Origin of the sequence: Bradyrhizobium sp. AZCC 2289 (genome assembly GCF_036924615.1) — a bacterium.
Classification (GTDB): Bacteria; Pseudomonadota; Alphaproteobacteria; order Rhizobiales; family Xanthobacteraceae; genus Bradyrhizobium.
In genome coordinates, this window is record NZ_JAZHRY010000001.1 from 5,315,329 (window position 1) to 5,332,455 (window position 17,127).

2 protein-coding genes are annotated in these 17,127 nt (G+C 55.7%); both read left to right on the top strand.

The genetic code is table 11. The features are described 5' to 3' along the window. Nucleotides 1-301 precede the first annotated feature (301 nt). On the top strand, nucleotides 302-13,141 hold the full coding sequence (locus V1289_RS25310; RefSeq protein ID WP_334399782.1) for a CARDB domain-containing protein: 12,840 nt from the start codon (nucleotides 302-304) through the stop codon (nucleotides 13,139-13,141). Nucleotides 13,142-13,145: 4 nt separating this feature from the next. After that, on the top strand, nucleotides 13,146-17,126 hold the full coding sequence (locus V1289_RS25315) for a CARDB domain-containing protein (protein WP_334399784.1): 3,981 nt from the start codon (nucleotides 13,146-13,148) through the stop codon (nucleotides 17,124-17,126). The last annotated feature ends 1 nt before the right edge of the window (nucleotide 17,127 follow it).

Below are 17,127 nucleotides of genomic sequence, written 5' to 3' on the forward strand. Positions count from 1 at the left end.
GCTATGCCAAATTCGCTGGCTGTAATCGGTACGCCGACCGTTCAGGGCGTCACCGAAGACTTGAATTTGTTGTGTGCCCAGCCTGCTTGAGAATGCCTCATGCCGCAAACGGCGGTTGAACAAAGGCGCGTGTCTGTTTTTTCAACCCCGATAATCCGATGGGGTGTTAAGGGGAATGCGTAGTTCTAAGGTTGCCGCATCACCATCACGTTTATTGAGTGCACTTAACGCTCTGCGGTCTGCTGTTCCCATCCGTCGCACAAATCTGCGGGATCGACTCAGGGATGGCGTATCTTATCGAGTGCTGTTCGAGACTTTGGAACCAAGGGTTCTTCTCTCTGCAGATTTAAATCCCATTCAAGGCTCGATTGCGGTCCCTGGCGAAACGGATCGCTACACCTTCACCCTTTCCCAAGAAAAGCAAATCCTGTTCGATTCTGAAACTCCGAACAGCAGCCTAAATTGGAGCTTGGCTGGTCCTCAGGGAAATGTTGTTTCGAATAGATCGTTTACCGCCTCTGATCTAGTCGATGCTTCCAACGTTGTCCCACTGGACCTTGTATCGGGTAACTACACGCTCAGCGTCAAAGGGCTGGCAGATACGACCGGAAACTATCAATTTCGATTGCTTGATCTGGCCAATGCCACAACGATTGTACCGGGTACGGCAGTTACGGGGGCCCTCAACCCCGGGAACGAGACAAACCTTTATCAGTTCAATGCCAACTCCGGCGATCAGTTCTACTTCGACAGTCAGACCGTAACGGGCGCCACATCTTCAACCCAATGGAGCCTGCTCGATCCGAACCATCGAGTTTTATGGTCGAATTCACTCACCACCGACGTGGGCACACAGGCGTTACCCTCCAGCGGAGTTTATACCCTGTTGGTTGAAGGAGGGGTCTACAACACTAACCCGATCACTTACAGCTTTAACGCCCAGAACGTGACCAACACCACAGCGGCGCTACCGTTGGGGACCCAGGTCAATGGCGCGATCACCCAGACCGGTCAGCAGAATGCCTACACGTTCAACCTGGCCAATGCGAGCCAACTTTATTTCGACAGCCTGACCAGCGATAGCAACTTCAATTGGACCCTGACCGGGCCGCGCGGCGCCGAGGTCAGCTCGCAATATTTCTACGCTTCAGATGGCAATTATCAGTCACGCGATCCGGTTCTGAATCTGATCGCCGGCAATTACACGCTAACGGTCGCAACCTATACCGACCACACCGGCGGCTACAGCTTCCGCCTTTCGGACTTGGGCTCGGCCACGTCGATCACGCCGGGTACCGCTGTTTCAGGTACACTCAATCCGGGCAATGCGACCAACCTCTACAAGTTCAACGCCAACGCTGGCGATCCATTTTACTTTGATGGGCAAACTGCCAGCGGTGGCAGCACATACTGGCGATTGATCGACCCCAATGGTCAGCAGGTCTGGTTCAATGGTTTCGGCGATGTTGCCACGCAGGCGCTGCCGTCAAGCGGGACCTACTCGCTGCTGGTTGAGGGCTACATCTATAACACCACGCCGGTCACCTTCAGCTTCAATGCCCAGAGTGTGGCGAACACCACGGCGGCGCTGACGCTGGGCAGCCAGGTCAATGGTGCCGTCACCCAGGCCGGTCAGCAGAACCTCTATACCTTCAACTTGGCCAATCCGAGCCAGCTCTATTTTGACAGTCTGACCAACGACAGTAGCTTGAGTTGGACCCTGACCGGGCCGCGTGGCATCGAAGTCAACACGCGGAGTTTTACGGGTTCGGATTCATCAAGTATTGCAAATTCGGTTCTAAGCTTGATTGCTGGGAACTATACGCTCGCGGTGTCCGGCACCACCAGCCACACCGGCAGCTACAGCTTCCGCCTATCAGATCTGGCATCAGCGACCGCGATCACGCTTGGCAATCCGATCTCCGGCACATTGTCGTCCGGAACCAATACAAATCTTTATAAGTTTGATGCCCTGGCGGGCGATCAAATCGCTCTCAACCGGCAGGCTCTGAATGGCGGTAACCCATATTGGCGCGTCATCGATCCATATGGAGAAGTTACCTACGCAGCCACTTTTGGAAACAGCGGCACACTGACGCTTCCGCTGGCAGGAACTTATACCCTGCTGTTTGAAGGCCAGATCAGCGCCAACGGCGCCACCGACTATACCTTTAATGTTTCCTCGCAAGGCCATGTAACTCTTACACCCCCGACAGGTACGGTGCTGAGCCTTGGTGCGCTCACCAGTGGCGCGATCAGCACGGTCAGCCAGCAAAATAATTACATCTTCTCGATCAGTAGCCCGACCAATCTATATTTTGATTCACAGACCAACCTTGGTGGCTTGAACTGGAGCCTGATCGGGCCACAGGGGACCCTCGTCAGCAACCGCAGTTTCCAGTCGTCCGATGCTGGAAGCTTCGGTAGCTCGTCCCCGATTTTCGGCCTCATCGTGCCGGGCACCTATCAACTCCGTGTCCAGGGCAACGGATCAACCACCGGCAGTTATAACTTCCGCCTGTCGGACCTGGCGTCTGCGGCTTCGATCACGCCAGGCACTGTCGTGTCCGGCACACTTAGCCCCGGCAATGCCACCAACCTCTACAAGTTCAACGCCAGCGCCGGTGACCAATTCTATTTTGACCAGCTGACTGGTGGCGGCTATCCGAACTACTGGCGTCTGATCGACCCCTATGGCCAGCAAGTTTGGTCAACTTATTTCGGCACACCTTACAATGTTGACACGCAGACGCTGGCATTGCCCGGGACCTACACACTGCTGGTCGAGGGCTATATAACTAATACCAGCCCTGTGAATTACAGCTTCAACGTCCAGAAGGTGACCAACACCACGGCGGCGCTGACACTCGGCAGCCAGGTCAATGGCGCTGTCACTCAACCGGGTCAGCAGAACTTCTACAGTTTCAATCTGGCCAATCCGAGCCAGCTTTATTTTGACAGTCTCACGAGTGACGGCAGCCTGAGCTGGACCCTGACCGGACCGGGCGGCATTGAGGTCAGCCCGCGAACATTTAGCAGTTCAGACGCCGGAAGCTTCAGTACGTCGCCAATTCTAAATCTGATCTCTGGCAATTACACGTTGACGGTCGCCGGCAATGCCGACCACACCGGCAGCTATAGTTTCAGGCTATCGAACCTTATGTCTGCGACGGCAATTACGCCCGGAATTGTCGTGTCGGGCACACTCAATCCGGGTAACGCGACCAACCTCTATCAGTTCAACGCAAACTCAGGCGACCTGTTCTATTTCGACTTGCAAAATCCCAGCAGTACTTCGCCTTATTGGCGCCTGTTAGACCCTTACGGCAGACAAGTCTGGTATAATTCTGCATTTTCAGATGTTCCGACGCAGGCCCTGCCGTTTGACGGCACCTACACCCTGTTGATCGAAGGTGGTATCTCAGTCACCACGCCGGTCACATACAGTTTCAACGCGCAGAAGGTAACCAACACCACAGCGGCGCTAACGTTGGGGACCCAGGTCAACGGCGCGATCACCCAGACCGGTCAGCAGAATGCCTACACGTTCAACCTGGCCAATCCGAGCCAGCTCTATTTCGATAGCTTGACCAGTGACACCAACTTCAATTGGACCCTGACCGGGCCGCGCGGAACCGAGGTTAGCTCACAATATCTTTATGCCTCCGATGGCAATTACCAGTCATCCGATCCGGTTCTGAATCTGATCGCGGGCAACTACACGCTGACGGTCTCAGGCACTACCGATCACACCGGAAGCTACGGCTTCCGCCTGTCGGACTTGGCGTCTGCGACCTCAATCACACCGGGTACTGTCGTGTCTGGCACACTCAGCCCCGGCAACGCCACCAACATCTACAAGTTTAGCGCCAATGCGGGTGATCCGTTTTATTTTGACGAGCAGAGCGCAAGCAGCACTACCTACTGGCGGCTGATCGATCCGTTAGGCCGGCAAGTTTGGTCCAACGGTTTCGGCGACGTTGCTACGCAACCGCTGACGTTGACCGGCACCTACACGCTACTGGTCGAAGGCTATATCTTTAACACCAGCCCTGTGAACTACAGCTTCAACGCACAGAAGATCACCAACACCACGGTTGCGCTGACACTTGGAACCCCAGTCAATGGCGCGATCACGCAGCCCGGCCAGCAGAACGCCTACATTTTCAATCTGGCAAATGCGAGCCAGCTCTACTTTGATAGCCTGACCAGCGACAGCAACTTCAATTGGACTCTGACCGGACCGCGCGGCACCGAAGTCAGTTCGCAGTACTTCTACGCCTCCGATGGTAACTACCAGTCGTCCGATCCGATTATCAATCTGATTGCTGGCAACTACACGCTGACTGTTTTCGGAACCACGAGTTACACTGGGAGCTACGGCTTTCGCCTTTCGGACTTGGGCTCGGCCACGTCGATCACGCCGGGTACCGCTGTTTCAGGTACACTCAATCCGGGCAATGCGACCAACCTCTACAAGTTCGACGCCAATGCTGGCGATCTCGCATATTTCGATCAGCAAACGGCCAATGGCAACACATACTGGCGATTGATCGACCCCAATGGTCAGCAGGTCTGGTTCAATAGTTTCGGCGATGTTGCCACGCAGGCGCTGCCGTCAAGCGGGACCTACTCGCTGCTGGTTGAGGGCTACATCTATAATACCACTCCGGTCAACTACAGCTTCAACGTCCAGAAGGTAACCAACACCACAACGGCGTTGACGCTGGGCAGCCAGGTCAACGGCTCGATCACACAGCCCGCAGTCTACACTTTCAGTTTAGCCAACCCGGCAAGTCTTTATTTCGACAGCCTGACCAGTGATAGCAACTTCAATTGGACCCTGACCGGGCCGCGCGGCACCGAGGTCACCTCGCGATATTTCTATGCCTCAGATGGCAATTATCAGGCCTCAGATCCGGTTCTGAATCTGATTGCGGGTAGCTATACTCTTTTCGTTGCCGGGGGTGGTGGCTCGACGAACTTCAGCTTCCGCCTTTCGGACTTGGGCTCGGCCACGTCGATCACGCCGGGTACCGCTGTTTCAGGTACACTCAATCCGGGCAATGCGACCAACCTCTACAAGTTCGACGCCAACGCCGGCGATCTCGCATATTTCGATCAGCAAACGGCCAATGGCAACACATACTGGCGATTGATCGACCCCAATGGTCAGCAGGTCTGGTTCAATGGTTTCGGCGATGTTGCCACGCAGGCGCTGCCGTCAAGCGGGACCTACTCGCTGCTGGTTGAGGGCTACATCTATAATACCACTCCGGTCAACTACAGCTTCAACGTCCAGAAGGTAACCAACACCACAACGGCGTTGACGCTGGGCAGCCAGGTCAACGGCTCGATCACACAGCCCGCAGTCTACACTTTCAGTTTAGCCAACCCGGCAAGTCTTTATTTCGACAGCCTGACCAGTGATAGCAACTTCAATTGGACCCTGACCGGGCCGCGCGGCACCGAGGTCACCTCGCGATATTTCTATGCCTCAGATGGCAATTATCAGGCCTCAGATCCGGTTCTGAATCTGATTGCGGGTAGCTATACTCTTTTCGTTGCCGGGGGTGGTGGCTCGACGAACTTCAGCTTCCGCCTTTCGGACTTGGGCTCGGCCACGTCGATCACGCCGGGTACCGCTGTTTCAGGTACACTCAATCCGGGCAATGCGACCAACCTCTACAAGTTCAACGCCAACGCTGGCGATCCATTTTACTTTGATGGGCAAACTGCCAGCGGTGGCAGCACATACTGGCGATTGATCGACCCCAATGGTCAGCAGGTCTGGTTCAATGGTTTCGGCGATGTTGCCACGCAGGCGCTGCCGTCAAGCGGGACCTACTCGCTGCTGGTTGAGGGCTACATCTATAACACCACGCCGGTCACCTTCAGCTTCAATGCCCAGAGTGTGGCGAACACCACGGCGGCGCTGACGCTGGGCAGCCAGGTCAATGGTGCCGTCACCCAGGCCGGTCAGCAGAACCTCTATACCTTCAACTTGGCCAATCCGAGCCAGCTCTATTTTGACAGTCTGACCAACGACAGTAGCTTGAGTTGGACCCTGACCGGGCCGCGTGGCATCGAAGTCAACACGCGGAGTTTTACGGGTTCGGATTCATCAAGTATTGCAAATTCGGTTCTAAGCTTGATTGCTGGGAACTATACGCTCGCGGTGTCCGGCACCACCAGCCACACCGGCAGCTACAGCTTCCGCCTATCAGATCTGGCATCAGCGACCGCGATCACGCTTGGCAATCCGATCTCGGGCACATTGTCGTCCGGAACCAATACAAATCTTTATAAGTTTGATGCCCTGGCGGGCGATCAAATCGCTCTCAACCGGCAGGCTCTGAATGGCGGTAACCCATATTGGCGCGTCATCGATCCATATGGAGAAGTTACCTACGCAGCCACTTTTGGAAACAGCGGCACACTGACGCTTCCGCTGGCAGGAACTTATACCCTGCTGTTTGAAGGCCAGATCAGCGCCAACGGCGCCACCGACTATACCTTTAATGTTTCCTCGCAAGGCCATGTAACTCTTACACCCCCGACAGGTACGGTGCTGAGCCTTGGTGCGCTCACCAGTGGCGCGATCAGCACGGTCAGCCAGCAAAATAATTACATCTTCTCGATCAGTAGCCCGACCAATCTATATTTTGATTCACAGACCAACCTTGGTGGCTTGAACTGGAGCCTGATCGGGCCACAGGGGACCCTCGTCAGCAACCGCAGTTTCCAGTCGTCCGATGCTGGAAGCTTCGGTAGCTCGTCCCCGATTTTCGGCCTCATCGTGCCGGGCACCTATCAACTCCGTGTCCAGGGCAACGGATCAACCACCGGCAGCTACAACTTCCGCTTGTCGGACCTGGCATCAGCGGCGCCGATTACGCCTGGCACGCTAGTCTCCGGCACGCTGAGCCCGGGTACTGCAACAAACCTCTACCAATTTAATGCCACTGCCGGCGATCCGTTTTACTTCGATCAGCAGAGCGCAAGTAGCGGCAACACCTACTGGCGCCTGATCGACCCCTACGGCCAGCAGGTCTGGTTCAACGGATTCAGTGATGTCGCGACGCAGCAGTTGGCATTGACCGGCACCTACACGCTGCTGGTCGAGGGTTATGCCTTTAACACCACTCCGGTGACCTACAGCTTCAACGCCCAGAAGGTGACCAACACCGCGGTGGCGCTGACGCTCGGCACCCAGGTCAATGGTACGGTCACTCAGCCTGGTCAGCAGAACCTTTACACCTTCAACTTGGCCAACCCGACCAGTCTTCATTTCGACAGCTTGACCAACGACAGCAGCCTCAGCTGGACCCTGATCGGGCCGCGCGGCACTGAAGGCAGCTCGCGGAATTTTACGAATTCCGATGCTTACTATGCAAATAGTAGCAATTACCCGGCCGCTCTGAACTTGATCGCCGGCAACTACACGCTGACGGTCGCAGGCACCACCGATCACACCGGAAGTTACAGCTTCCGCCTTTCGGATCTGGCGTCGGCGACCGCGATCGCGCCGGGTACGCGGGTTTCCGGCACGCTAACTCCCGGCAACGCCACCAACCTCTACAAGTTTAGCGCCAATGCGGGCGATCCATTCTATTTTGACGAGCAGAGTATCTCGGGGTCGATATACAATAATTATTGGCGTCTGCTCGATCCCAACGGCCACCAGGTTTGGTTTCAATATCCATTCGCCGACGTGCCGACCTCAACCCTGGCATTGACCGGCACCTACACGTTGCTGGTCGAAGGAGATATCTCCAACACGACGCCGGTTAATTACAGCTTCAATGTCCAGAACCTCACCACTGCGGTGCCGCTGACGCTCGGCACCCAGGTCGATGGCTCGATTACGCAGCCCGCAGTCTACAGTTTCAACTTGGCCAACCCGACCAGTCTTTATTTCGACAGCTTGACCAATGACGGCAGCCTGAGCTGGACCCTGACCGGGCCACGCGGCACCGAGGTCAGCTCGCGAAGTTTTACGAATTCCGATGGTTATTCCAGTAGCAACAACGACCCCTTCGCCCTGAACTTGATCGCCGGCAACTACACGCTGACGGTCGCAGGCACCACCGATCAGACCACCGGCAGTTTCAGCTTCCGCCTTTCGGATCTGGCGTCGGCGACCGCGATCGCGCCGGGTACGCGGGTTTCCGGCACGCTAACTCCCGGCAACGCCACCAACCTCTACAAGTTTAGCGCCAATGCGGGCGATCCATTCTATTTTGACGAGCAGAGTATCTCGGGGTCGATATACAATAATTATTGGCGTCTGCTCGATCCCAACGGCCACCAGGTTTGGTTTCAATATCCATTCGCCGACGTGCCGACCTCAACCCTGGCATTGACCGGCACCTACACGTTGCTGGTCGAAGGAGATATCTCCAACACGACGCCGGTTAATTACAGCTTCAATGTCCAGAACCTCACCACTGCGGTGCCGCTGACGCTCGGCACCCAGGTCGATGGCTCGATTACGCAGCCCGCAGTCTACAGTTTCAACTTGGCCAACCCGACCAGTCTTTATTTCGACAGCTTGACCAATGACGGCAGCCTGAGCTGGACCCTGACCGGGCCACGCGGCACCGAGGTCAGCTCGCGAAGTTTTACGAATTCCGATGGTTATTCCAGTAGCAACAACGACCCCTTCGCCCTGAACTTGATCGCCGGCAACTACACACTGACGGTCGCAGGCACCACCGGTCCGACCACCGGCAGTTTCAGCTTCCGCCTTTCGGATCTGGCGTCGGCGACAGTGATCACGCCGGGTACGCCGGTTTCCGGCACACTAACCCCCGGCAACGCCACCAACCTCTACAAGTTCAGCGCCAATGCCGGCGATCCATTCTATTTCGATCAGCAGAGTATCTTGGGGTCGATGTACAATAATTATTGGCGTCTGCTTGATCCCAACGGCCGTCAGGTTTGGTTTCAATATCCATTCGCCGACGTGCCGACCTCAACCCTGGCACTGACTGGCACCTACACGTTGCTGGTTGAAGGAGATGTCTCCAACACGACGCCGGTCAATTACAGCTTCAACGCCGATTTCGTTCCGCTTGCTGCTCCCATTCAGATTGCGGGACTGGGACTTCAGCCGAGCCCAGATCTAGTCGTGACAGGATTGGCAGTTTCGAGCAGCGGTCCACTGCAGTCGGGTAGCGAAGTCACCGTTATTTGGAACGATGTAAATAACGGAAATCAAGCCACCGCCGCCTCGTGGTCTGACCAGATTTTGGTGCGAAATGCCAGCAATCAAGTCATCGCAAATCTCCTAGTCCCCTACGATCAGTCGGTCAGCGGTTCGATTGCGGCCGGCGGCGTTAGCCAACGCCAGGCCACCGTGCGTCTGCCGGACGGGCTGAGCGGCGCCGGTGCGATTACATTCTCCGTGATCGCCGACGCTCTGAACGCCATTGCCGAGCAGAGCGCGAGCGGTGACGCCGAGACGAACAATACCACTTCGCTGACGGTGACGTCGGCGCTGGCGCCTTACGCGGACTTGCAGGTTACCAATTTGACCGTCGATCCTTCAGATGCCTGGGCACCTGGAAGCAACGTTACCCTGCATTGGAATACGTTTAACGCCGGAAATCTGGCGACACAGAGTTCCTGGTCCGAGCAGATTTCTGTACGCAATCTCTCGACCGGAGCATCGCTTGTCCTTGCTACGATTCCCTACGATGCATCGATCACAGGCAATGGACCGCTGGCGCCAGGCGCAAGCCAGACGCGTCAGTATAGCCTGACGTGGCCTTCGGGTTTGTCGAGCACGGGTAAATTTGAATTCGCCGTCACGACCGATTCTCAGAACCAGATCTTTGAGGCTAACGGTGCAGGCACCGCCGAGACCAACAACACGTCGCTTGTAGACATCGCGTCGGCGCCGGATCTGCAAATTGGAAACTTGGCGGTCACCAGTTCGCCGGTACAGGCCGGCAGCACCCTCACCCTTGCATGGAGTGATATCAACTCAGGAACAATGGCCACGCCTGCAGGCTGGTATGACCATATTGTCGTCACCAATACGACAACGGGACAGCAGCTCATCGATGCCGCTGTGTTCTTCGACCCCAACCAGGCTGGAAATGGACCGCTGGGGAGCGGACAAAGCGTCGCCCGAAGCTTCAGTTTCAATTTACCCGACGGACTCCAGGGCGCCGGTTCACTGAACATCACGGTGACAGGCAACCGAAATCAGAACAATACGGCCTCGCTCATTGAGGCTGCGAACGGCACCGATGCCACCACAAACAACCAGAGCTCGATTACGGTCCAATCGCTGACAAAGGCTTATCCCGATCTTTCCGTCAGCAACTTCACTGCACCAGCGTCCGGCAGTGGCGGCGATCAAGTGCAGGTTGGATGGACGGTCACGAATCTCGGCACGGTTACGACCGCGGCGTCGCAATGGGTCGACCGCGTTATTCTCAGTACAGACGCGGTCTTCGGCAATGCCGATGACGTGACGCTTGCTGAGTTCGCCCATTCAGGAAGTCTCGCGGCCGGTCAGTCGTATGGCTCGTCACAGACCGTAACATTGCCGCTCCAAAAGGACGGCAATTTTTATATCACCGTGCGCACCGACGCCGGCGGAGCGGTGGTTGAACCAGACACCCAATCGAACAACTACGCGCCAGCTCTACAAGTAAGCCTAGCGGCGCCATTCGCTGATCTGGCGGTGCAGGTCGTCGTCGGCCCGGCCAGTGGAAATAGCGGCGAACCGATAAGTCTGTCTTGGCGAGTAGCCAATGTCGGCACGAGTGGCACGGTCGCCAGCACTTGGAAAGATCGCGTCGTGCTTTCCGCCGATGCCGTTTTTGATCCATCGGACATCGTGCTTGGCGATGTAACTCATAATGGATCGCTGGCGCCCGGCGAGAATTATGTCGGGCAGGCTACGCTGCAATTGCCGAATGGGGTTTCAGGTCAATTCAGTATTCTCGTCGTAAGCGATATAGGCGGTCAAGTTTACGAGAAGGGGCTGACTCAGAACAACACCGGCGTCTCAATCAATCAGATCGCAGTCGCTCCTGCGCCCAGCGCTGACCTTGCGGTGACTCAAATCGTCGCTCCCGCAGGCGGCGTGCCGGGCCAACAGCTGGATGTCACCTGGACCGTTCAAAATGTTGGTGCCGGTGCAGCCCTGGCGCCGTGGGTCGACAGAGTCTACCTTTCGACGGACGGCACGCTGAATGGCGCTATCCTGCTGGCTTCCGTGCAGCGCAATTTCGACTTGGCGCCAGGGGCAAGTAGCACCGTTGCGGCAAGCGTCGTTTTGCCTGATAAAGCCGATAGCAATTATGAGATTTTTGTCGTCACCGACGCAGACAATCAGGTCTACGAACCGGGAAATAAGACCAACAATACGGCAGTGGTGCCGCTCGCGCTTGTGCACCCGGATTTGGCACCCAGTGGTGTTACCGTCACTCCCGATGTGCTCAATAGTGGAGAGTCAGCGAGCGTATCATGGACCGTCAATAACGTAGGCACCGGTCCTGCACTTGGGAGTTGGACGGACACACTTTACTTGTCTCGTGGCAATGTTGTCGGGCCAAACGACATCAAGCTTGGTGATTTTGTTCATACCGGGCAGCTAGGATCCGGCGGCAGCTATCTTCAGCAAGTCAACGTCATCATGCCGTTGGGGGCGAGCGGAAGCTACAATATACTGGTGGTGACCAACAGCGCCAGTGGAGTTCATGAAGTAGGCGCTCTGGCGAATAACGTGGCCGGCGCGTCGATTCAGGTGGCGCTATCGCCGTTCGCGGACCTCGCGGTTAGCAATGTCACCGCGCCGGCAATCACAATTGGAGACCCAGCGGCAATTACCGTGGGGTGGACAGTTACCAATGTAGGGACTGGAGTCGGCCAAACTACGAGTTGGCAGGACGCCGTTTTAATTTCGCTGGATGACATCGTCGGTAACGCTGATGATCAAGTTTTGGCAAAATTGTTCCACAATGGAGGGCTTGCTGTCGGGGCCAGCTATTCTGAAAGCCAAAAAGTATTTTTGCCGATTGATGCCTCAAATCGCTATCACCTTTTTGTCGTAAGTGATTTTGAAAACACTGTTTTCGAAAATTCCAGCAAATCCAACAACGCCGCCGAGCCCGCGCATACGCTCGACGTCATGCCGATCCCCTATGCAGATTTGGTGGTGTCGTCGGTTACAGCGGACGCGAATGCCAACAGCGGTGGCGCCTTGCATCTTTCTTGGACCGTCACCAACCAAGGCATCGGCATCACGAGTCTGCCGTCGTGGACCGACAGTGTCGCTCTGGTTTCCGCGGCCGGAGTGACCGTTGCCACTTACAGCTTTGATCATTTAGGCAATCTCGCGCCAAATGGTAGCTACGTTCGATCTGGCGACCTCGCGGTTCCAAATGGAATCTCTGGAGAATTTCATGTCGTTGTAGCAGCAACCTCATCATCCGGGCAGCCCTATGAGTTTATCTACACTGGCAACAACTCGACCTCTTCCGCCCCGATCAATGTAGCACTTTCGCCTTCGCCCGACCTGGTGGTGTCCGATATCCAGGTCCCGCAATTCGCAACCGAGGGCGACTTTATCGACGTCTCCTGGACGGTCAGCAATACCGGGCAGGCGGCCGCCACCGGGAGTTGGAGGGACCAAGTCGTTCTGCAGCCCGTTGGGCGACCGGACCTGTCCCTTCTTCCCGTAGGAACATTTACGCATATTGGCGACCTTGGTCCCGGGTTGTCCTATACGCGTACCGAGCGCTTCCTGCTGCCCGACAAAACCGAGGGAATATATGTCGCTTCGATCGTCACAAACGTGGATGGCGCCGTCTATGAGTACGGCGACGCTGCGAAGAACAATAGGTTGATTGATGCTGGCACCCTAAGCGTTCAACTGAGACCACGTCCCGATCTGCAAGTCGACAGCGCGATCGTTCCCCCCAGCGTTCCGGCTGGCGGTACCGCGTCCTTGAGCTTTACGATCGTCAATCAAGGTACCGTCGCGACCACTACGCCGCATTGGAAGGACGCAGTCTATCTTTCGCTCGACGGCCAGTTGACCCCAGACGATATCTTGGTCGGCACTTTCGACAATGGCGCCGCGCTGGGGCCCGGGCGAAAAGTACACTACGGTGACTGACCTGGTGAACATTCCCATCAGGTTCGGCGGCGACGTCTATTTAATTGTTGTTACTGACAGCAACGGTCAGGTGGATGAATATCCGAATGACACGAATAATAATCGAGCCTTTCAATTTCATGTCGTACCGCAACCATTCGCTGATCTGGTCACCGGGAATGTAATCGTACCGACGCAGGTCGTTGCGGGGGCGGAAGTCACCGTCGACTTCACCGTCACGAACCGAGGATCGGGTCCAACCAATACCGACACGTGGCACGATACCGTGTGGCTCACGCGCGATAAAACACGTCCCGGTCCTTCGGATGGCGGGATTTTGCTGGCAACGATCGCGCACACAGGGGCGCTCAAGGTCGGCGACAGCTATGAGACCACGTTGAAGGTTGATATCCCTGGCAACCTTCCGTCCGGGATCTATTTCATTACTCCATGGACGGACTCCTACGGTGTCGTTCTGCAAAATGAATTGGCGTCTAACGTCAATCCGGACGATCCGCACGAGATCTATAATGACAATTACAAGGCGCGACAGGTCATTCTGATCGGCGTCGACAATCCGATTCTATTACCCGATTTGGTTCCGTCGGCCGTCGCAGCCCCTGCAACCGCCCTTGCCGGCGAGCCTTACACGGTCAGTTGGACCGTTACGAATAGTGGCGCCGATACCGGGAATACGTCGTGGAAGGATGAAGTTTGGTTATCAGACCATCCTACGCTAAACGCACCCGGCGCCGTTCAATGGCAGCTTGAGGCCTTCAACCAAACCGGGGGGCTTGCTGCGGGTCAAAGTGCGTCCTTTACACACACTTATCAACTCGCACCTAATGTTTTCGGAAAGTATCTCATTGTTGGCGTCAACGATGATCCCTTATTTCCAATTATTCCGGAAAGTCGCTTCGACAATAATGTCGCTGCAACCAGCACGGACGTGGTGACCAACCCGTCGGATTTACAAGTTACCGCTATCAAGGTCCCGGCTCAGAATTTTTCCGGCGAACCGACAACTATTCAATATACCGTCACCAATACCGGCGGCGATCTCTGGTCCGCTTCGCAGTACTGGACGGATAGTATCTTCATTTCTAGCAATCCAAAGTTTGTTGCTCCGGGTCAGCCTGGGGCGGCGACCTACCTTGGTTACATCGTCCATAGCAACCAAACGGGGCTGCTCGCCGGAGCGAGCTACACTGAATCTGTATCAGTGACACTGCCGCGCGGTATCAATGGCGATTACTTCATTTACGTTGTCACCGATTCTATTGTCACCGATTCTTTCAAGGGCGGCCCCAAGGGTGAGAACAATACCGGTGACGAAAACGCCGCTTCATATCGATTCTACACTACCTCTGCCTACGAGCAGTTCGCGAATACCAATAATGTGAGTCGGGCCGATATACCGGTGACGTACCGGGAGCCCGACCTTCAGGTTAGTGCACTGACGCTGCCGCCAGACATTCCGTCTTCCGGTGATGCCATCTCGATTTCGTGGACGGTTGCTAATCTTGGGACGCGTCAAACCCGCGAAAATTTCTGGACAGATCGTGTCTTCCTTTCGCGCGATGCCTCCCTTGATCAGGCCGACCTTCAGCTCGGCGCGTTCAACCACCAGGGTCAACTAAGCATCGGTCAATCCTACCAGGTAACGAAACAACTGAACTTGCCTGAAAGCATACAAGGCAATTTTTACATTATCGTCGAAAGCGATTCGCCGTTTTTCCCTAACCCCCAAATCTTTAGTGACGTTACACCCTATCCAAGCCCGGGCGTTACAGTAGGCGCGGGAGCGGTTCCGGAATTTCAGGACGAGGGAAATAATGCGACCGTCAAACCTCTAAGCATCGTCCTTCGAACGCCGCCAGATCTTCAAGTCAGCCAGATCTCCGCTCCCGAACACGCCACGGTAGGCCAACCACTGAGCTTTAGCTTTACTGTGACAAACGCCGGCGGCACGACGCCGGCGTTCCAATCCAATTGGACCGACTCCCTTTATTTGTCGCGCGATCAATATCTCGACCCGACTAGCGATCGATTTCTTGGCTCGTTTGATCATACCGGCGGCCTTGCCGCCGGAGAAAGCGATACGATCACTGGCAGCATAACGCTGCCCACGGCATTGATTGGGCCCTATTATCTGATTGCGGTGACCAATCCGCTTAGCTTAAGCGGCAAGAACGCGGTTTTTGAAGCCAAGCCTTTGAATAATGCGACGGCAAGCGCTCAGCCGGTCCTGCTCGATTTGCCGCCGCCTGCCGATGTTGTGGTGGACAGCATCAATAGCCCACAATCTGCAAAAATAGGTGACACCATCGGTGTCAGCTGGATCGGTCGCAATCAGTCCGACAATCCTGCCGCCGGGACTTGGACCGATTCCGTCTACCTTTCTAGCGATCCAGTGTGGAGCATAGATGATACACTACTTGGTCGGACGTCATTCACTGGAACGCTTACCAAAAACCAAACCTACACGTCGTCTCTGAGCGCGCTCGTTCCACCGACCAAGCTCGGACAATATTATCTCATCGTCCGCTCCGATATCTACAATCAGGTCAACGAGGGGCCGGCCAACGGGGAAGGGGAGCGAAATAATTTTGCGGTAGCGGCGAATGCATTGAGCTTAGACGTCGATGAAATTCATCTCGGAGTACCTTATCAAACGACCTTAAGCACTGGGCAAACGCGACTGCTCCGAGTGACGGTGCCATTAGGCCAAACACTGCAGGTTTCACTCACCAGCAATGTTCAGAATGCGTCAAACGAGCTTTTCCTGCGTTACGGCGATGTGCCGAGCGGTTTTCAATATGACGCGATTTACAAGAACGCGCTGCAGGCAAACCAGACGGCTGTTATTCCGACAACCAAGCCCGGCGAATATTATATCTTGATTCGCGGTGACCAGGAGCCGGCGAGCAATACTCCGGTTACGCTCACGACCCAACTGGTCCCGCTCGCCATTACGGACATTCAGCGGGACCAAGGCGGTGACAGCCGATGGGTGACGCTCACCATCTCGGGCGCCCAGTTCAATGCGAACGCGATTGTCAAACTGGTCCGTCCGGGCATCGCCGAATACGAACCGGTCAATTACACGGTTTTCGATTCGACCAGAATTACCGCAAGCTTCGACTTCACCGGAGCCCCGCACGGGCTCTATGACGTCGAGGTCATCAACCCGGATGGCAATGTCGCGATCGAGCCGTATCGCTACTTGATCGAGCAGGCATTGGCGCCCGATGTGACGATAGGACTTGGTGGTCCGCGGGTCATTCTCGCTGGCGACGTCGGAACCTACAGTGTGTCATTCCAGTCCCTTACCAACGTTGATACGCCGTATGTTGCATTTACCTACGGCATCCCCGAAATGGGCACGAACGAAAAGATCTATAATCTGCCGTACGTGGCGCTTGCAACTAACCTGGGCGGGCAACCTGATATCAGCAACGGATCGAATATTCCCTGGGCCAGTCTGAAGTCGGATCCAAACGTCACCGGCGAAATACTTGCCCCGGGTTATCTGTTTAACGTTCCGGCAGGTGGGTTTACCGCTGTCACGCTCAATGTCAGCACATATCCGGGTCTGCAACAATTGCATGATCGGGCATGGGACGATTTCAAGACCGCTGTCTATGCGGCCGTGCCGAGCTTGCAGGGCGAACTGGATGCCGGTCCGCAGGCTCTCGATACGATCTACCCCGGTCTTTACGACCTTTACCTTGAAGAAGCCGCTGTGCCGGACGGAGAGAGGTACGTCTACATTCCGTTCCGCTTTAATATCGTCGCATCAGAAACCCCGATGACTCGCGACGAGTTCATTGCCCAGCAAAAGGCCCAAGCCGAGACGTTGCGAACGCGGGTGATTGCCGACAATTCAGCCAATCCGGCTTTGCTAAACCTCGCGGCGGACGCTGATACATGGCAACAAGGCTATCTGGCTGCGCTCGAACAAAGCGGCCTCTTGCTTCCGGTGGATCAGGGCCCCGCCAATTAGA